Source organism: Cribrihabitans pelagius (assembly GCF_048820915.1).
GTDB lineage: Bacteria > Pseudomonadota > Alphaproteobacteria > Rhodobacterales > Rhodobacteraceae > Cribrihabitans_A > Cribrihabitans_A pelagius.
In genome coordinates, this window is record NZ_JBMERR010000020.1 from 12047 (window position 1) to 30085 (window position 18039).

The window sequence follows — 18039 nt, forward strand, 5'->3', positions numbered from 1 at the left end:
CAAGTCTCCTATTCCGCCGCTTGTCTCAGGCCCTGCCGGTCCACCAGAGCGGCGATCTCCGGCCGGCAGGAGCCGCAGTTCGTCCCGGCCTGCAGCGCCGCGCCGATCTCCGCAATGCTGGCGAGGCCGTCTGTTTCGATGGCTTGCAGGATGGTGTTCACGCCGACGTTGAAGCAGGCGCAGACCACCGGGCCGGGATCGGGCTGATCCGCTGCGGGCAGGCCTGTCAGCGCCGCGGGAGCGCAGGTGCCCGGCAGCCCCGCCACATACTCCCGCCGCACCGCCACCGGCTCGGGCGCAGTGAACAGCGCCGCGGCGAGGGTGCTGTCCTCATAGAGCGCCAGCCTTGCGCCGCCGCGGCTGTCGCTCACCATCTGCACCTCGGCGTCCGGCAGGCCGAACATCTCTCGTGCTGCGGCCTCCAGATCGGTCACTTGGGACAGCCCCGCAAGCTCCGCCCGGTAGCCTGCCGCGCTGCGCGCAACGGCCCAGTACTCCGCTTGCGGCACAATCGGAGCACGGGAGACGGCAAAGCCGTACCAGGCGGCGTCAAACCGCGCGGCGGCCACCACAGAGGCCTTGCTCTCGGGCTGGCCCGAGACCGGATCGGTCGCCCCGGCAACCAGCGCAGCAATGCGGGCGCAAGGCGCGGTCTCGCCGGTCCAGTGGATCGGCGCGAAGAGGTCGCCGGGCTGCACGTCCGTTGTGATGCGTGCGCGCAGGATCGCGGTGCCCTGCGGGCTTTCAAGGCGCAGGAGGTCCGCCGGTTTCACGCCCAGAGCCTGTGCGTCCTCGGGGTGGATGTCGGCGAAGGGTTCGGCCAGGTGCCCCGACAGGCGCGGCGCAAGGCCGGTGCGGGTCATCGTGTGCCACTGGTCGCGGATGCGGCCGGTGTTAAGGCGGAAGGGGTAGCGGCGGCCCTGCGCCGCGGCCGGGGGGCGGTGGCGCACGGGCACCATCCGTGCCTTGCCATCGGCGTGAAAAAACCGCCCGTCCGCAAAGAACCGCCCGCCCTTTCGCGCGGCACTCACCGGCCAGCGCTGCGGCTGAAACGCGGCGTAGCCCGCATCCGACAAATTGGCGAGGCCGGAGATATCGAAGTCCAGCCCGAAGTCACCCGCAATGCCTGACAGTGCGGCGTGCTCGCGGAATATCTCTGCCGGGTCTTGGTAGTCGAAGGCCTCTGCCCAGCCCATGCGGCGGCCCGCATCGGCGAGAATCTCCCAGTCCGGACGGGCCTGGCCGGGGGCGGGCAGCACGGCGCGCTGGCGGCTGATGGTGCGGTCGGAGTTGGTGACAGTGCCGTCCTTCTCACCCCAGGCGGCGGCGGGCAGCAGCACATCGGCCAGCCGCGCGGTATCGGTCGCGGCGGTGATGTCGCTGACGACGGTGAAGTCGCAGGCTTCGAGCGCGGTGCGCACGGCATCGGCCTCGGGCAGGGTGGCGGCGGGGTTGGTGTGGATGATCCACAGCGCCTTGATGCGGCCGTCGCCTGCGGCGCGGAACATATCCGCCGCCTTCAGCCCCGCGCGTTCGGGCATCGCGGGCGCCTGCCAGAAATCTAGCACCGCGGCCCGGTGGGCGGGGTTGTCAAGATCCATGTGGCAGGCCAGCATGTTGGCGAGGCCGCCGACCTCGCGCCCGCCCATGGCGTTGGGCTGGCCGGTGACCGAGAAGGGCCCGCAGCCGGGCTTGCCGATGCGGCCGGTTGCCAGGTGGCAATTCAGGATCGCGTTCACCTTGTCGGTGCCTGAGGTGGATTGGTTGACCCCCTGGCTGAAGATCGTCACCACCTTATCAGTGCCGCGCCAGAGGTCGCAGAAGGCCGCGATTTCGGCCTCCTCAAGCCCGGTCACCGCGGCATCCTCCGTCCGGGCAGCTGCCAGCGCCTCGCCCAGCCCGCCGACATGGCGCAGATACTCCGCATCCAGCGCGCCGCCTTCATAAAGCGCCGCCAGCAGCCGGTTGAACAGCGCCACATCGCTGCCCGCGCGCAGTTTCAGATGCATGTCCGCCTGATCGCAACTCGCCGTGCGGCGCGGGTCGATCACCACCAGTTTGGTGCCGCGCGCCGCGCGGGCGGCCAGGACGCGCTGGTGGAGCACCGGATGGCACCAGGCCAGGTTGGACCCGACCAGCACGATCAGATCCGCCTGTTCCAGATCGTCATAGGTACCCGGCACGGTATCGGTGCCGAAGGCGCGCTTATGTCCCGCGACGGTAGAGGCCATGCAGAGCCGCGAGTTGGTGTCGATATTGGCCGAGCCGAGGAAGCCCTTCATAAGCTTGTTGGCGACATAGTAGTCTTCGGTCAGCATCTGGCCCGAGAGGTAGAAGGCGACACTGTCCGGGCCATGCTCTGCCACCGCCTGGCGGAACTTGCCGGCCACCAGGTCCAGCGCGCTGTCCCAATCGGTATCCTGCCCGTTCACCTGCGGGGCCAGCAGGCGGCCCTCCAGTCCCAGCGTCTCCCCCAGCGCAAGCCCCTTGGAGCAGAGCCGCCCGCGGTTGGCCGGGTGGTCCGGGTCGCCGCGCACCTCCAGCCCGCCCTTGCCGTCCGGGCGCAGCAGAACACCGCAGCCGGTCCCGCAATAGGGGCAGGCGGAGCGCACTTCTGCCGGAGAGCCGCCCGCCATCACGCTGCGCTCCGCTTGCCGATGGCCGCGCCGTCGATCAGGATGCGGCCTGCCTCGACGCGCAGCGGAAAAGTCTCGATCCGGCCCGCGTCGGTACCTTGCGCTTCGCCGGTGTTGAGGTCGAACACCCAGTTGTGCAGCGGGCAGGTCACGCTTTGTCCGTGCACGATGCCTTCGGACAGCGGCCCGCCCTTGTGCGGGCAGCGGTCGGCGGCGGCAAACACCTCCGCAGGGCCGGTGCGGAACAGGCCGACGCAGCCCACGGGCGTCTTCACCACCCGGGCCCCGTGCAGCGGGATATCGTCGATGTGGCCGATGTCGATCCAATTCATTCCGCAGCCTCCAGTGTGAGATTGGCAAGCGGCGCGTATTGCGCCCGCGTGGTGCTGTCCTGCGCGTGTTCGGCCCAGGGGTCCTTGCGGTAGACCGATTGCGACAGCTCGAACCGGGCTGCGAGCGCCTTGCGGTTTTCGACGTCATCGACGATCTGCGCCTTGACCCAGTCGAGCCCGACCTTGGCCAGCCATTTGTAGATCCGGTCCAGGTACTTGGCATTTTCGCGGTAGATCTGGGTCATCGCCGAGATCACCTCGATCGCCTCCTCCTCCGTCGCTACCTTGCAGAGAAGCTCGGTGCCCTTGATCTCCATGCCGGCCGCGCCGCCGACGTGGATCTCGTAGCCGCTGTCGACACAGACCACGCCAATGTCCTTGCAGGTGGCTTCGGCGCAGTTGCGCGGGCAGCCGGAGACCGCCAGCTTCAGCTTGTGCGGCGTCCAGGAGCCCCAGAGGTGCTTTTCCAGCTTGATGCCAAGCCCGGTGCTATCCTGGGTGCCGAAGCGGCAATGATCGGTGCCGACGCAGGTTTTCACGGTGCGCAGGCCCTTGGAATATGCATGGCCCGAGACCAGCCCGGCCTTGTTCAGATCCGCCCATATATCGGGCAGGTCCTCGCCTTTCACGCCCAGCAGGTCGATGCGCTGGCCGCCGGTGACCTTGACCGTGGGCACATCGTACTTGTCCGCCGCATCGGCGATGGCGCGCAGCTCCTCCGGGGTAGTGATGCCGCCCCACATGCGCGGCACCACGGAAAAAGTGCCGTCCTTCTGGATGTTGGCGTGCTTGCGCTCGTTGACAAAGCGGCTTTGCGGATCGTCGCGGTACTCCAGCGGCCAGTCGGCCAGGAGGTAGTAGTTCACCGCCGGACGGCAGACATGGCAGCCGTTGGGGGTGGTCCAGCCTAGTTCCTGCCAGACCGCGGCCTGGCTCTTCAGCTCCTGCGACTTGATCAGGCGGCGGACGTCCTCGTGGGTGTGGCTGGTGCAGCCGCAGATCGGCTGGGCCTGGGGTGCGGCGTAGTCATCTCCCAGCGTCACCGACAGGAGCTGTTCCACAAGCCCGGTGCAGGTGCCGCAGGAGGCCGAGGCCTTGGTCTCAGCGCGGATCGCGCCGAGGTCGGCCGCGCCGCCTTCGATGGCGCTGGTGATCTGTCCCTTGCAGACGCCGTTGCAGCCGCAGATCTCCGCCTCAGGCGGCAATGCTGCAACGGCTGACAGAGGGTCCGCGGAGGCCCCCCCCTGAAACGCGGGGCCGAAGATCAGCGTCTCGCGCATCTCGTCGATTTCGATGCCGTCCTTGATCAGCCCGAAGAACCAGCTCCCGTCGGCGGTGTCGCCATACATCACGGCGCCCACGAGCCGGTCGTCTTCGATGACAAGGCGCTTGTAGACCCCGCGGGAGGGGTCGCGGAAGACGATGTCCTCGCGCCCCTCAGCTTCCGCGAAATCCCCGGCGCTGAACAAATCGCAACCGGTGACTTTTAGCTTGGTCGCCAGCTCCTTGACGGTAAAGGCGGCGGGCTGATCCAGCAGGCTGCCCGCCAGCACCTTGGCCTGATCGTAGAGCGGCGCGACGAGGCCAAAGAGGTGGCCGTCGAATTCGACGCATTCGCCCACCGCATAGATATCCGGGTCCGAGGTCTGCATCTGCGCGTTCACCTCGATGCCGCGCGCCACCTCCAGATGCGCGTCGGTGGCGAGCCGGGTTTCGGGGCGGATGCCCACCGCCATCACCACTAGATCGGCGCCCAGCGTCTCGCCGCTTTCCAGCAGCACCGCCTCGGCGCGGTCCCCGCCCAGGATCGCCTTGGTCGAAGCCTGGGTTTTCACGGTGATGCCGCGGGCCTCCAGATCCTTGCGCAGCAGATAGCCCGCGGCCTCGTCCAGCTGGCGCTCCATCAGGTGCCCCATCAGGTGCAGCACGGTCACGTCCATGCCGCGCTCCTTGAGGCCCGCCGCTGCTTCCAGGCCCAGCAGGCCGCCGCCGATCACCACCGCCTTGCCGCCCTTGGCGGAGGCTTCGATCATCGCGTTGGTGTCGTCCAAATCGCGGTAGGAGATCACCCCCGGCAGATCGTGCCCCGGCACAGGGATGATGAAGGGGGCGGAACCGGTGGCGATTACCAGCTTGTCGTAAGGAACATGCCCGTTCTCGCCCTCGACCACCTTCATCTCGGGGTCGATTTTCACCACATGTTCGCCGAACCGGCAGGTAACGCCGCGTTCCCTGTACCACTCATCCGAATGGGTGATGATTTCCTCATAGGTCTTCTCGCCCGACAGCACAGGGCTCAGCATGATGCGGTTGTAGTTGCCGCGCGGCTCGGCGTTGAACAGGGTGATGTCATAGGCGCTGGGGTTTGCGTCGAGCAGATGCTCGATCACCCGGCCAGAGGCCATTCCGGCCCCGATGATGACGAGTTTCTTTGTCATGGTCTCACTCCGCTGCAATCTTGTCTGCGGCTGGTTTGGGGGCCGGTTTGGCCCCGTGCTCGTATTCCTCCAGGAAATCGAGCACCTCCTGCCGGTAGGTGTAGTAATCCGGGTGCTCCAGCAGCGCCTTGCGGGTGCGCGGGCGCGGCAGGTTGACCTCTGTTATCTTGCCGATGGTGGCCTGGGGTCCGTTGGTCATCATCACCACCCGGTCGGCCAGCAGGATCGCCTCGTCAACGTCGTGGGTGACGCAGATCGCGGTGACCTTGGTGCGCGACCAGACCTCCATCAGCACCTCCTGCAGCTCCCAGCGGGTGAGGCTGTCGAGCATTCCAAAGGGCTCATCGAGCAGCAGGAGTTTCGGGGACAGCGCAAAGGCCCGGGCAATGCCGACCCGCTGCTGCATGCCGTTCGACATGGCGCAGGCGGCCTTGTCCATCGCGTCCGCGAGGCCGACGCGTTCGAGGTAGTATTCCACGACGTCCTGCCGCTCGGCCTGGCTCGCCCTGGGATAGACCTTGCCGACGCCGATGGCGCAGTTTTCCCGTGCGGTAAGCCAGGGGAACAGGTTTGGCGACTGGAACACCACCGCGCGCTCCGGGTCGGCGCCTTCGACGTGGCGGCGGTCCAGCTTGATCGCGCCTTGGGAGATCGGGTTGAGCCCCGCCGCCATAGTCAGCACGGTGGACTTGCCGCAGCCCGAATGACCGATCAGCGAGATGAACTCGCCCTTGTCGATCTTGAGGTTGAAATCCTCCACCACGGTGAGAGGGCCCTTGGGGGTCGGGTAGATTTTATGCAGCTGAGAGAAGTCGAGGTAGCGCTCGTCCACCATCGACTTGCCGGCCTCCGCCAGGGCGCTGGGCAGCCCGTGCAGCGGGGTGACATCCGGCAGCGACCGGCTGCCCTCCGCCTTGGCCTGGATACCCGCATCCATCAGGTAGCCGGTGACCGCGGCGCGCAGGCGTTTGAAGCCTTCGTCGTGGTTCATCGCGCTGCGGTCGCGGGGGCGGGGCAGGGTGACCTTGAATTCCTCGCCCAGGGTGCCGTCGGGGTTGAGCGCGATGATGCGGTCGGCGAGCAGGATGGCTTCGTCCACGTCATTGGTGATCAGCACGCAGGTTTTCTTGTCAGCCTCCCAGATCATCTCGATCTCTTCGGCGAGGTTGCCGCGGGTGAGCGCATCCAGTGCGGAGAGCGGCTCGTCCAGCAACAGCACCTCCGGGTCCATCGCCAGCGCGCGGGCCACGTTCACCCGCTGCCGCATGCCGCCCGAAAGCTCCGCCGGGCGGCGGGTTGCGGCGTGAGAGAGGCCGACCATCTGGACATAGCTCGCCGCCTTGGCTGTACGCTCTGCCTTGGAGAGGCCGGGGAACACCGCCTCCACCGCCAGTTCCACATTGGCGGATACGGTCAGCCAGGGCATCAGCGAGTAGTTCTGGAAGATGACGCCGCGTTCGGGCCCCGGTCCGGTGATCTGCTTGCCGCGGAAGGTGACCGCGCCGGAACAGGGCCGCTCCAGCCCCGCCATCAGGTTGATCAGCGTCGTCTTGCCGGTGCCGGAGAAGCCCAGGAGGACCAGGAACTCGCCCTCCGCCACGCTGAGGCTGATATCGTTCAGCACTTCGCTGCGGCCTGCGCCTTCGCCGAAGCCTTTGCTGACATTGGTAAACTCAAGAATGCTCATGACAGATCACCGGTTGTTCGAGAAGGTGAAGAGCGATTGCAGCGCGTACATCACCCGGTCCAGCAGGAAGCCGATCAGGCCGATGGTGAGCACTGCGACGATAATCTTGGCGAGCGAGGAAGAAGAGCCGTTCTGGAACTCGTCCCAGACGAATTTGCCAAGACCGGGGTTCTGCGCCAGCATCTCGGCCGCAATCAGCACCATCCAGCCGACCCCGAGCGACAACCGCAGCCCGGTGAAGATCAGCGGCAGGGCCGCGGGCAGCACCAGCTTGGTGATCTTGGCGCGGGTGCTCATCTTCAGGACCTTGGAGACATTCACCAGATCCTTGTCGATGGAGGCGACACCCAGCGCGGTGTTGATCAGCGTCGGCCACAGCGAGCAGAGCGTCACGGTGATGGCGGAGACAAGGAAGGACTTGGAGAACAGCCCGTCATTTGTGGCGTAGAGTGCCGAAACCACCATGGTCACGATCGGCAGCCAGGCCAAAGGCGAGACCGGCTTGAAGATCTGCACCAGCGGGTTGATCGCGGCATTGGCCATCGGCGACAACCCGGCAAGAATACCCAGCGGGATCGCCACCGCCGCGGCGATCAGGAAGCCGAAAAAAACGGTCTTTATCGAAGTCCAGATCTGGCCGTAGTAGCTGGGCGCGCCGGTGTAGGGGATGTCCTTTACCCGGTCGGCCTTGCCTTCAGCAATCAGCCGCTCGTTGCGCTTTTCCACCCGTTCGTGAAAGGCCGCTTCCTTGGCGGCCTTTTGCCGGGCGTCCTGGTGCAGGGTCACGGCCTCTTCCCAGACCTGGACCGGGCCGGGGATGGCGCCAAGCGAGGTCTGCACGCGCGGGGCCAGGGTGCCCCAGAGCAGGAGGAAGCCGAGGATCGCCAGCAGCGGTACGGCGAGCAGGCGCCAGATTTCCTTGAGCTGGGCGCGCGGGTTGTCCCCTGCGGCGGCTTTCAGGACGGGGGTGATCCAGGCGAGGCCCAGAACCCGGAACCAGGCGTCGGCCTTGGCGATGCGGGAGAAGAGCCGGGCGCGGCGGGCTTCATTGCTGAGCGATGCGGGGTCAACGGTTGTCATGGGAACTTTCACCTTGGCTATGTACTGGGACGGCTGGGGCGGGGAGGGGGACGGCGCTCGCTCCTGGGGGAGCCTCGCCCCGCCCGCCCTCCCGCGGGCTCAGCCCTGGACGGCTTCGCCCACAACGGTCTGGCTGGCCTTGAGGCCGATGGGCAGGCTGTCGAGGTAGGCATTGGGCTGGCGGCCGTCGTAGGGAATGCCGTCGATGATGTCGGCTGCCGGGGTGGGGGCCTTGTAGCCATCGCTGTCCCAGGGGAAATCGGCCTCCTCCGCCAGGCCTTCCTCCACCAGCAGGCGGGCGGCCTCCAGGTAGAGGCCTGGCTTGTAGACGGATTTTGCCACCTCCTCGAACCAGCTGTCGGGCTTGGCCTCGGCGATCTGGCCCCAGCGGCGCATCTGGGTCAGGTACCAGACCGCATCCGAGTAGAAGGGGTAGGTCGCGTGGTGGCGGAAGAAGACGTTGAAGTCCGGCACCGCGCGGGTGTCGCCCTTCTCGTACTCGAAGGTGCCGGTCATCGAGTTGGCGATCACCTCGGGATCCGCGCCGACGTATTCCGGGCGGCTGAGGATTTCGACCGCCTCGGGGCGGTTGGCGTTGTCGTTTTCATCCAGCCACATCGCCGCGCGGATCAGCGCCTTGACCACGGCGAGCGTGGTGTTGGGGTTCTCCTCGGCGAATGCCGCGGTGATGCCGAAGACCTTTTCCGGGTTGTTCTTCCAGATCTCGTAGTCGGTGATCACCGGCACGCCGACGCCCTTGAACACCGCCTGCTGGTTCCAGGGCTCGCCGACGCAGTAGCCTGAGATGGTGCCTGCCTCCAGCGTTGCGGGCATCTGCGGCGGCGGGGTGACCGAGAGGAAGACGTCGGCGGCAATCTGGCCGGTCACGTTTTCGGGGCTGTAGTAGCCGGGGTTAATCCCGCCTGCCGCCAGCCAGTAGCGCAGTTCGTAATTGTGGGTGGAAACCGGAAAGACCATGCCCATGTTGAACGGCTTGCCGCGGGCGTTGAAGTCCTCGATCACTGGCTTCAGGTGAGCGGCCGAAATGGGATGCGCAATTTGGCCTTCGGCATCGGTGGGCAGCTCCGGCTTCATCATCTCCCAGACCTCATTCGACAGCGTGATGCCGTTGCCGTTCAGGTCCATCGAGAAGGGGGTGACGATATGCGCCTCGGTGCCATAGCCGATGGTGGCGGCGAGCGGCTGGCCTGCGAGCATATGGGCGCCGTCCAGGGTGCCGTCGATCACCCCGTCCAAAAGCACCTTCCAGTTGGCCTGCGCTTCCAGGGTGACAAACAGGCCCTCGTCATCGAAGAAGCCCTGTTCATAGGCGACAGCGAGGGGCGCCATGTCGGTGAGTTTGATGAATCCGAACGTCAGCACGTCTTTTTCGAGATCGAGCGGAGCGGCCAGGGCGGGGCCGGTCAGAGCGGTGGAGGCTGCGAGGGCAAGGATCAGTTTCTGCATCGGGACGGTTCCCCTTTGTTGCTGCGTCCGGGCGCGGAGGGCCGGACAGAAAAAAGCCGCTGACACGCACCGCCGGGAGGAGTGGCGGTGGGTCGAGCGGCTTTGCTCAATGACACCCGGTCTTCGGGAAAATCTGTCTGGCGGGCGCCATTGCCTGCCTGGGATAAGACTGCCGCAAGGACGGCCGGGGCCAAAGAGTTCTTTCGCGGTTGCGGCATTTATTGCTGCGTTGCGGCGAGACGGGGCGGCAGGCTGCCCGCTTTTTCATCACTGGGTGGCGGCGGGGTCAAAAATCCGGCCATCGAAGAATTGGTTCTCCAACAGGGTGAGCGCCTGCGATTCCCCCGCGGCCGGGGTTTCGGCTGCCAGGGCGCCTTCCAGCTTGGAGGAGGCGCCGGGCAAAACGGCGCCGGTGCCTTCGAGCGCGCGGCGGTAGAGATCGCTGCGAAAGACCTTTGCTGCCCCCGCCAGCGCAGGACGGGTCGCGAGCCCGTTACGGCGGGCTAGTTGCAGCGCGATCCATTGCGCCTGGCTCCGCCAGGGAAAACCCGCAGCGCCGCGGTGGAACTCGGCAAAGCCCGGCGTCTGGCGCTGCAGCCCCTGCGGGGTGACGGTGAACTTGCCGGTCAGGCCGCGTTCGATGATCTCCGCGGGGAGGTCGAGGTAGCGGCGCGCAGCCAGGATCTCGGCCGCGAGGCCACGGCTGGAAGGGGCGGAGAGCCAGCGCCCGGCGCGCCAGAGCGCGCGGATCAGGCGGCAGGCGAGGGCGCTTTCGGCGCTGGCCCAGTTGCTGCGCACCGCCAGTACCTTTTCCGGTGCGCAGGACCAGATCGCGCGGCCGGGCAGCAGCAGCGCCGCGGCGCCCTGCTCGACGGCGAGCGAGCCCCAGGGCTCGCCCACGCAGAAGGCGTCGATCTCGCCCGTTCGCACCGCTTCGGCCATTTGCGGCGGCGGCACCGTGCGGATGGTGAGCCGCTGCGCCGCACCCTTCAGCCAGTAGTGCAGAAGTTCGGTGTGCATCGAGAAAGGAAAGGGCACGCCGATGCGCAGCTCATTTCCCGCGGCAGCGAGGAACGCGCGGCCCGCGGCGGCGGCATCGTCAAACGCAAAATTATGGCCGTCGGAAGCAAGCTGCGCGGCCAGGCGGTTGCCGATGCCGATGGCGGTGCCGTTGACGGAGAGCACGGAAAGAACCGACAACGCCGCATTGGCCCCGCCCAGTCCCAGCGCGGATGCCACCGGCAGCGGCGCCAGCATATGCGCCGCGTCGACCTGGCCGAAGGCCAGCATGTCACGCAGTGCCGACCAAGAGGGCGCGCGGCGCAGGTCGAGCGTCAGCCGTTCCTCGGCGGCAAAGCCCATCTCCTGAGCGATGATCAGCGGTGCGGCATCCGCAAGCGGCACGAAGCCCGCAGGCACAGTCGTGACGGTCATGAAAGCAGCCCCGCCGCGGTCACCAGCGCCTGAGCCACGTCGGCCACACGCTTGTTCTGGTCCATCGCGGTCTTGCGCAGCAGCGCATAGGCCTCGTCCTCGGTGATGCCGCGGGCCTTCATGATCATGCCCTTGGCGCGGTCGATCACCTTGCGCTCCTCCAGCGCGCGCTTGGTCTCGGCCAGCTCGGTACGGATGCGCTGGACCAGGCGAAAGCGGGCGATGGCGGCGTCGAGCACCGGTTTCAGCCGCGCGGGCTGCAGCCCATCGACCACATAAGCGGACACGCCCGCTTCAACCGCGGCGGCGGTCAGCCCGTCGGCGCTGCGGTCCACGAACATCGCCACCGGGCGCTCCTGCGGGCCGGAGGCCAGTGCCAGCTCCTCCAGCACATCGCGGGAGGGATCTTCGATGTCGATCAGCACCACATCCGGGTTGCGGGCCTGGATCTTGCGGGCCAGGCCTGAGGGCTCGGCGATCACGTGAATGTCGAAATCGCCGGCCTCGCGCAGACCGTCCACGATCATGAAGGCGCGGTCGCGATCGGTTTCCACGACGATGATGGAGAGGGACTCAGCCATGCGGAGATCATCGCGGGTTCTGCAGCGCGGCGTAAGGACAGAGGGCCACAGCCGCCGCCAACGCTGGGCTTTCTGCTGAAACAATGGGCGGAATGCCCTTTCATCCGGCAGGGAGCAAATCGCACAGGGCCGCGCCTTGCGCCTTTCGACCTGCCGCACGGAAGAGACCAGCCGGTGAAAAAACCAGCAAAAGCGTCCGGTAATAGCAGAAACCGCACGGAACAAGCGGAGTCGGAACGTGTTTTGCGACGCACGGCTGCGTCAATCCTTGCCTTGCCGGCGGCAATGCCGGTGATGCCCGCGGTTGTCGAATTCAGACAGATCATCGTGACCTATGAAGGCGGCGGTGCCTTCTTCGGCAAAAAGCGCGGCGCAGGCAACGGACGACCTGTTTCAGCTGCAACTGGGCTCGCACGACCGCAAGCGGGCGGGCGCGGATGTTTGCGGCGAACGGAACGGCAGCGGCACGCCGTGCTACGGGTTCGCGGGAGGCCGGACTCCCGGACCCAGGCCGTCATACGCATAACGGCGCAATCGCTCAGGCGCCCTCGGTCACCTGGCAGCCCCCGTGGAGACGCAGCTGAGGCTGCTCGCAATTTATCCATCGACCGATGGCAGCCCGCCGATGCAGTTCGGCCCGTTCTATGGCACGCTGGAACCGGCCACCGGCATTGGCAACGGGGATTTTCTGCCCGCCAGCGTCTGTCTGGGCGAGCCGGGCCTTGACCTCTCCGACGGCGAGCAACGGGCACTTGCGGCGATGTTCGGGCACCGTTCCAACGCGCTCTGGAGCCTCGGTGTCAACGCCGGCGGCCTGAAGGGCGAAGCGGAGTACCAGCTCGCCTGACGGGCTTTCTTCAACTTCGCAAACGGCCGCTGCAACCCGGACGGGACCATCACCCGGACAGTTTACCGGGCAGAAAACAATGCCGTGAACCATGCAGTCGATGCCTTTGCCACTGTTCAATACCGTCTTGGCGGTCGCGGCCTGCGCTCGATCCTCGGAGCCTGCTATGCGCGCGGCGTTCGGCCGACAGGCCTTGCCTTTGTCGACAGCGCCGGCGCGGAAGACGACTGCATCGCGCAGGTGCACATGCATGCGGCCTCGCTGCGGCTGGCCCATGCGCCGCAGCCGGGCGGGCTGGCAAGCTGGAGTTTCGGCACTGGCGCCCGCTGCAACGGCGAGGCCTGGGGCGGTGCCAGCACCTGTCTCGCTCGCTGCTGCACGCTTTATGATGCCGTGGTGTCTTATGACCGGGACAACTGGCAAGCTGCCTTGAACCAGCGCCGCCCTGGCAGAAGACCGCTATGCCACGACCTGCCAGGGCGGCGCCTGCTATTTCGGCGAGGGCCGCACCGCGGCGCCGGCGTTGACGTCCAAGCTCTGAGGCCAGCTGCGCGCGATTTGCAACGCCAAGAGCGGCACTGCGTTGCGGGCTGCCTTTTATCGCGCGCTGGCGGCGAGGCGCAGCACACCCGGAGTTCTGGCAGAGCGCCGAAATCCCTGGAGGTGAGGAAACTTGGGCTTGCCCGGTTTTTTGTTTGGGCGGCGTGGCGGCACGCGAGATGTTTCCGGCGCCAGGGAAAATGCTCAACAGACTGTGGCACTGGGGGGCATGTATGAACTGCCTTCCCCTGCAAGCGATTTTTCGATGCACCTTTGACCCTGCTTCTATGTATTCGGTCTGTTCGCGGGGCATTCTGTCGCCCCTGACCAAGATGGGAAGTCGCGCGGCGTGCGTCTCATTGGGTCATCGGCATTGACAGGCCATGCCCCCCGCCAGACTTGCACACCGCTGATCAGGCCGTTGGCCCATCTCCTCTTCACTCGCAGATTCCGTCGTCCTCTTTCAGGTTATGCCGCCGCGAGGGCATTTGGTCCGAACCGTTCGCCCTTTGTCAGCACGGCCCAGGCAATCCGGGCAAGCTTGTTGGCCATGGCAACACCGGCCACGTTCACATGCGCTCTCTCCTTCAGCGCATCGATCCGCCTGGCCAAACGGGTCGACCTGTCACGGACAAGGTGCAGGACGGTCCGGGCGCCATGTACGAACAGCTTTCGCAGATAGCTGTTACCGTGCTTGGAGATACCGATGAGACGCGCTTTTCCGCCAGTCGTGATCTGCCTCGGTGCCAGCCCGAGCCAGGCTGACAGGTCCCGCGCGCGCGTGAACCTGCTGCCATCGCCGATTGCCGCAACGAGCGCGGTAGCGATCGCAGGACCGGCGCCGGGGATCTCCATCAAACGCTGCATGTCCGCATTGTGGCGTGCATGGCCGCGGATTTCGGCATCGACAGCGGCAACACGCTCATTCATTTCGGTCAGTTCGGCCGCCATGCCGGACAGAATGCGGACTATGGCGGACATCAGGGCATGTCGTCACTCTCGAGCAGCCGTGTCAACTCACGCTGAAAGACATGTCGGCCGGTGCCGGTGCGGATGCCCCGCTCGATCAGGAAGCCACGGGCCTGGCTCACCAACCGGGTCCGGTTCTGGACAAGGCGTTCCCGTGCCCGGCGCAATGCTTGAAGATCGAGTTGCCTGGGCGTTTTCAATGTCACAAAGCACATGGCCGGACGCGTCGCTGCTTCGGCAATCGCCTCGGCGTCCCGGTCGCCGGTCTTGCGGACCTTCACGCAGGGGCGGACATAGAGCGGCGACATCAGGCGCGGCTCATGGCCGTGCTCGACGCAGAAATGACCAACATAGCGAGCGCCGCTGCACGCCTCTATCGCCACGATGCACGGCGAACGCCCGGACAGAAAGCTCAACAGCCGATGACGTTGAACGCGCTTGCGCAGAACGACCTCGCCGCCACCATCGAGACCCGCAACACTGCAAGTCGTCTTCCCCAGATCAATGCCCAGAACTGCGATCTCTATCGGAATCCTCCTCTTTCTCCGCTGATCTCCACGACAAGAGCCGCGGTCTCGGCGGGAAGGCAGTTCATCCCATTAGGTCACACTGCACAGGCATACCGGCCTTTGGCGACAATGCTGCGGCGTGCCCGTCAGGTGGCGCGCATGGCGATGGCGCGGGGCTTGGCCCAATCCGACTGCACTCTGGTCAGGGTCTGCAGCAGCACGGTCTTGTTGACGGGCTTGGCGAGGAAGTGATCCATCCCGGCTGCGAGGCAAGCCTCGCGGTCGCTGGAGAAGGCATTTGCGGTCAGTGCCACGATGGCGGGCTGGGGGATCGGCATGCCGCGGATCTCCCGGGTGGCGGCAATGCCGTCCAGCTCGGGCATCGACATGTCCATCAGGATGATGTCGGGCTTGAGCTCGCGGCAGAGGTCGGCTGCCCGCCTGCCGTTTTCGGCCTCCACCAGCCGCACCGGCTGGTCGCGCAGGTACTTGCGGATCAGGAGCCGGTTGGTGCGGTTGTCCTCGGCCAGCAGCACCAGGCAGTCCTCCAGCGGCGCGGTTGGCGGGCAGGCATGCGCGCCGGGGGTCTCCGCCCCTTGCTGCGGCGGCGCCATCTGCACTTCCAGCCGGAAGCAAGCGCCTTCGCCCGGGGCAGACTGCACCGAGATCCTGCCCTGCATGCGTTCAGCCAGCAGGCGCGAGATGGTCAGCCCCAGCCCGGTGCCGCCAAAGGCGCGGGTGGTGGCCGTATCGGCCTGGGTAAAGCGGTCGAAGATATGGCGGGCCTGCTGCTCCGAGATGCCGATGCCGGTGTCCTCCACCTCGATCTGCAGCCGGAAGGGATCATCACCGGCGCGGGCCACCCGCACGCTGACCGTGCCGGTGCTGGTAAATTTCACCGAATTGCCGATCAGATTCACCAGAATCTGGCGCAGGCGGCCGTCGTCGCCGTGCAGATGCGCAGGCAGGTCCGGGGCGTAGCTCACCCGCAGAGCCAGGCCCTTTTCTGCGGCCTTCGGCTGCAGCAGGTTCACGGTGCCGCCAATACAGTCGCGCAGATCGAAGTCGACCGGGGCAAAGGCCAGTTTGCCCGCTTCCAGCCGCGACAGGTCAAGGATGTCGTTGATGATCTTCAAGAGCGCCTGGGACGAGCTGCGGATGGTTTCGACATTCTGGCGGTTGTCCTCATCCAGCGGCGCCTCGGCAAGCAGGTCAGCCATGCCAATGATGCCGTTCATCGGGGTGCGGATCTCGTGGCTCATGTTGGCGAGGAATTCGGTCTTGGCGCGGTCGGCCTGTTCCGCGGCCAGCTTGGCCTCCGCCAGTTCGTCGGCGCGGGCGCGGGCCTGGGTGATGTCGCGCTCGATGCCGATGACCAGGTCCAGCGTGCCGTCCCCGCCCATCACCGGGACGATATTGGTGTCGAACCAGCGCTCCTCTCCGGATTTGCTATAAGTGATCATCTCCGCGTGGTAGGGTCGGCCCAGGCTCTTGTGCCGCTCGATGTCGCGGATGATGGCGGGATCGGTCTTGGGGCCGTCCAGCAGGTCTCCCGGTTTCGCGCCGATCGCCTCTTCGGCGCTGTAGCCGGTGAGCCGGGTGAAGGAGTCGTTCACCCAGAGGATGCGGCGGTCGGGACCGCTGAGCACGATGCTGTCGGAGGCGTGTTTGGCCACCAGCGACAGGCGGTGCAATTCGTCCTGGTTTGCCTGCAGGTCAGCATGGGCCTTTTCCAGCGCCAGCTTGCCTTCGTTCAGCTGGGCATTGCGCTGCGACAAGGTCTGGTTGATGCGGATCAGCGCCTCGCGGAGGCGCACGTCTTCCGAGACATTCCAGTTGACCCCGATCATCCAGTGCTGCCCGGCACCGTCGGTGAAGGGGCTGGCGAGCGCGCGGATGTGTTTTTCGCTGCCATCGTCCGCAACGATGCGGAAGTCGGCCGAAAAATGCGTGCGCTCGGACATGGCGGCCTGGAAGGCGGAGACCACCCGGTCGCGGTCGGCCGGGTGGAGCCGCTCCAGCCATTCCGTGAACTGCACCAGGCCGCCGTCGCGGGGCAGCCCGTAAAGCTCCCGCATGCGGGCGTCCCATATCAGCTGATTTTGGCTGGCGTTGAATTCCCAAATGCCGATCCGGGAGGTCTTCACCGCCACTTCCAGGCGCCGGGTGACCGCGTCCAGCTCGTGTTCCCGCCGGCGCAGGGTGCCGATCGCGGATTGACGCGCTGCGGACAGCCGTCCGGCCAGGAAGGTCGGGAAAACGATCAGCGCGCCTGCCGCCAGCAGCGCCAGCCGCAAATGCCACAGGTTGGGCGGCGGCTCTGACCAGCCGCCGCGCGGACGTGCCGCCAGCTGCCAGCTGCCCTGAGGCAGGTGGATATCCATCAGCACGGGATCGTCTTCCAGCACCGCCCGGCTGCCGTGGAACAGCTCGCCTTCTGCACCGGCGCCGTCCTTGCCCACCAGCGCCACCTCGATATTGGTCTGCGGCGCGGTGAGATGCGCATTGGCATAGAGCGTTTCGACGTCGACCACCGCCGAGAGCAGGCCCCAGAAGCGCCGCTCCGGCCCCTTGCCGGTAAAGATCGGCAACCGGTAGATGAAGCCGCGGCCGCCTTGGAGCAGGTTGACCGGCCCTGCCAGCACCATGCTGCCGCTGTCGCGCACCTCGTATGCAGCAGAGCGCTGAGCGGCGTTCTTGTTGTAATCGAGGCCGAGAACCGCTTCGTTGCCCTCTATCGGGTGGACCAGAGCCACCACCAGGTCCGGCGCCGCCGCGACATTGCGGATTTCGCTCACACCGTCCACGACGCGGCTCACCAGCTCGGCAAACCGGTCCTGGGACATGCCGGGTTCGGTGCTCATCACCGCGGCCAGTCCCTGCAACAGCTGGTTGTCCGCATTCATCCGGCCTTCCAGATGCGAGCGGATGATGCCGGCTTCATACTGGACATCGGCGCGGTGGTTCTGATGGTGAATGGTCGCATTCTGCCGGTCGGCGAAATAGGAGGCCGCACAGACCACGGCGAAGGCCAGCAGCGCAGGCAGGTAGGTCCGGTTGTACAGGGACCGCGCCACGGTCTTGGGTATTCTGTGAGCGGCCATCAAGGCACCTTTGCAATCCTGCGAATCTTTAGAGCATCACAACCTTAAAACAACACGACGAACCTTCGGCATTCCTTAACGGCTGTAAAATATCCGCACAAAATGTGGCTTTTTGGAAACTCCCGCTGCTTCGCAATGAGGAGAGAGCGGCGTCAACGGGGCAGTCCCGCCAGGCCTTCAAAGCCGGGGCGGCAGTTGCAGGAAATCCGCTCCGTTGGCGCCGCCCGCCGGGAATGTTCGGAGGATTGCCGGCGAATCAGCCGGAGGGGGCACCGGCCTGTTTCCGCAAAACGCGGATACGCGATTCGGCCGCATAAGGCCGGAGCGTGCGGCAGGAGGGCGGCGGCAGCGCACCCCTGCAGGCCTGCGCGCCCTGCGGCCCGCCAGTGCTACAATCCGGCAACAGGCCCAACGG

The 18039-nt window shown here is 66.2% G+C and carries 10 protein-coding genes and 1 pseudogene; 1 reads left to right on the forward strand and 10 read right to left on the reverse strand.

Features of this window, described 5'->3' with window-relative positions; all coding sequences use genetic code 11:
* Positions 1–8 precede the first annotated feature (8 nt).
* From ACOHX0_RS16780 to ACOHX0_RS16815, 8 genes are all read right to left on the reverse strand, one after another.
* Positions 9–2636, reverse strand: coding sequence for a molybdopterin-dependent oxidoreductase (locus tag ACOHX0_RS16780; protein WP_420678299.1), 2628 nt, complete (start codon positions 2634–2636; stop codon positions 9–11).
* On the reverse strand, positions 2636–2968 hold the full coding sequence (gene nirD / locus ACOHX0_RS16785) for a nitrite reductase small subunit NirD (RefSeq protein WP_420678300.1): 333 nt from the start codon (positions 2966–2968) through the stop codon (positions 2636–2638). The genes ACOHX0_RS16780 and nirD overlap by 1 nt, the downstream gene beginning before the upstream one ends.
* On the reverse strand, positions 2965–5406 hold the full coding sequence (nirB, locus tag ACOHX0_RS16790) for a nitrite reductase large subunit NirB (RefSeq protein WP_420678301.1): 2442 nt from the start codon (positions 5404–5406) through the stop codon (positions 2965–2967). Before nirB ends, nirD begins: the two co-directional genes overlap by 4 nt.
* 4 nt (positions 5407–5410) lie before the next feature.
* Positions 5411–7093, reverse strand: a complete 1683-nt coding sequence (locus ACOHX0_RS16795; protein WP_420678302.1) for an ABC transporter ATP-binding protein — start codon at positions 7091–7093, stop codon at positions 5411–5413.
* Positions 7094–7099: 6 nt separating this feature from the next.
* Positions 7100–8173, reverse strand: coding sequence for an ABC transporter permease (locus tag ACOHX0_RS16800; RefSeq protein ID WP_420678303.1), 1074 nt, complete (start codon positions 8171–8173; stop codon positions 7100–7102).
* Between the two features lie 99 nt (positions 8174–8272).
* The gene (locus ACOHX0_RS16805) at positions 8273–9640 is read right to left on the reverse strand and encodes a CmpA/NrtA family ABC transporter substrate-binding protein (RefSeq protein ID WP_420678304.1); all 1368 of its coding nucleotides are present in this window, start codon (positions 9638–9640) and stop codon (positions 8273–8275) included.
* A 267-nt stretch (positions 9641–9907) separates the two neighbouring features.
* Entirely contained in the window at positions 9908–11074 is a 1167-nt protein-coding gene (locus ACOHX0_RS16810) for an ABC transporter substrate-binding protein (RefSeq protein ID WP_420678305.1), read from the reverse strand.
* Positions 11071–11655: an ANTAR domain-containing response regulator gene (locus ACOHX0_RS16815; protein WP_420678306.1), complete on the reverse strand. Its 585-nt coding sequence runs from the start codon at positions 11653–11655 to the stop codon at positions 11071–11073. The genes ACOHX0_RS16810 and ACOHX0_RS16815 overlap by 4 nt, the downstream gene beginning before the upstream one ends.
* A gap of 568 nt (positions 11656–12223) precedes the next feature.
* Here ACOHX0_RS16815 and ACOHX0_RS16820 point away from each other — a divergent pair.
* On the forward strand, positions 12224–12502 hold the full coding sequence (locus ACOHX0_RS16820; RefSeq protein ID WP_420678307.1) for a hypothetical protein: 279 nt from the start codon (positions 12224–12226) through the stop codon (positions 12500–12502).
* 1008 nt (positions 12503–13510) lie between these two features.
* Here ACOHX0_RS16820 and ACOHX0_RS16825 read toward each other — a convergent pair.
* Together ACOHX0_RS16825 and ACOHX0_RS16830 are read right to left on the reverse strand one after the other, a co-directional pair.
* Positions 13511–14538 (reverse strand): annotated as a pseudogene (locus tag ACOHX0_RS16825) (IS110 family RNA-guided transposase).
* 128 nt (positions 14539–14666) lie between these two features.
* Positions 14667–17624, reverse strand: a complete 2958-nt coding sequence (locus tag ACOHX0_RS16830) for an ATP-binding protein (protein ID WP_475682991.1) — start codon at positions 17622–17624, stop codon at positions 14667–14669.
* Between the last annotated feature and the right edge of the window lie 415 nt (positions 17625–18039).

Bases quoted from the DNA above. Each gene is read 5' to 3' on its own strand.
- ACOHX0_RS16780 (WP_420678299.1), bottom strand. From the start codon at position 2,636: ATGGCGGGCGGCTCTCCGGCAGAAGTGCGCTCCGCCTGCCCCTATTGC.
- nirD (WP_420678300.1), bottom strand. From the start codon at position 2,968: ATGAATTGGATCGACATCGGCCACATCGACGATATCCCGCTGCACGGG.
- nirB (WP_420678301.1), bottom strand. From the start codon at position 5,406: ATGACAAAGAAACTCGTCATCATCGGGGCCGGAATGGCCTCTGGCCGG.
- ACOHX0_RS16795 (WP_420678302.1), bottom strand. From the start codon at position 7,093: ATGAGCATTCTTGAGTTTACCAATGTCAGCAAAGGCTTCGGCGAAGGC.
- ACOHX0_RS16800 (WP_420678303.1), bottom strand. From the start codon at position 8,173: ATGACAACCGTTGACCCCGCATCGCTCAGCAATGAAGCCCGCCGCGCC.
- ACOHX0_RS16805 (WP_420678304.1), bottom strand. From the start codon at position 9,640: ATGCAGAAACTGATCCTTGCCCTCGCAGCCTCCACCGCTCTGACCGGC.
- ACOHX0_RS16810 (WP_420678305.1), bottom strand. From the start codon at position 11,074: ATGACCGTCACGACTGTGCCTGCGGGCTTCGTGCCGCTTGCGGATGCC.
- ACOHX0_RS16815 (WP_420678306.1), bottom strand. From the start codon at position 11,655: ATGGCTGAGTCCCTCTCCATCATCGTCGTGGAAACCGATCGCGACCGC.
- ACOHX0_RS16830 (WP_475682991.1), bottom strand. From the start codon at position 17,624: ATGGCCGCTCACAGAATACCCAAGACCGTGGCGCGGTCCCTGTACAAC.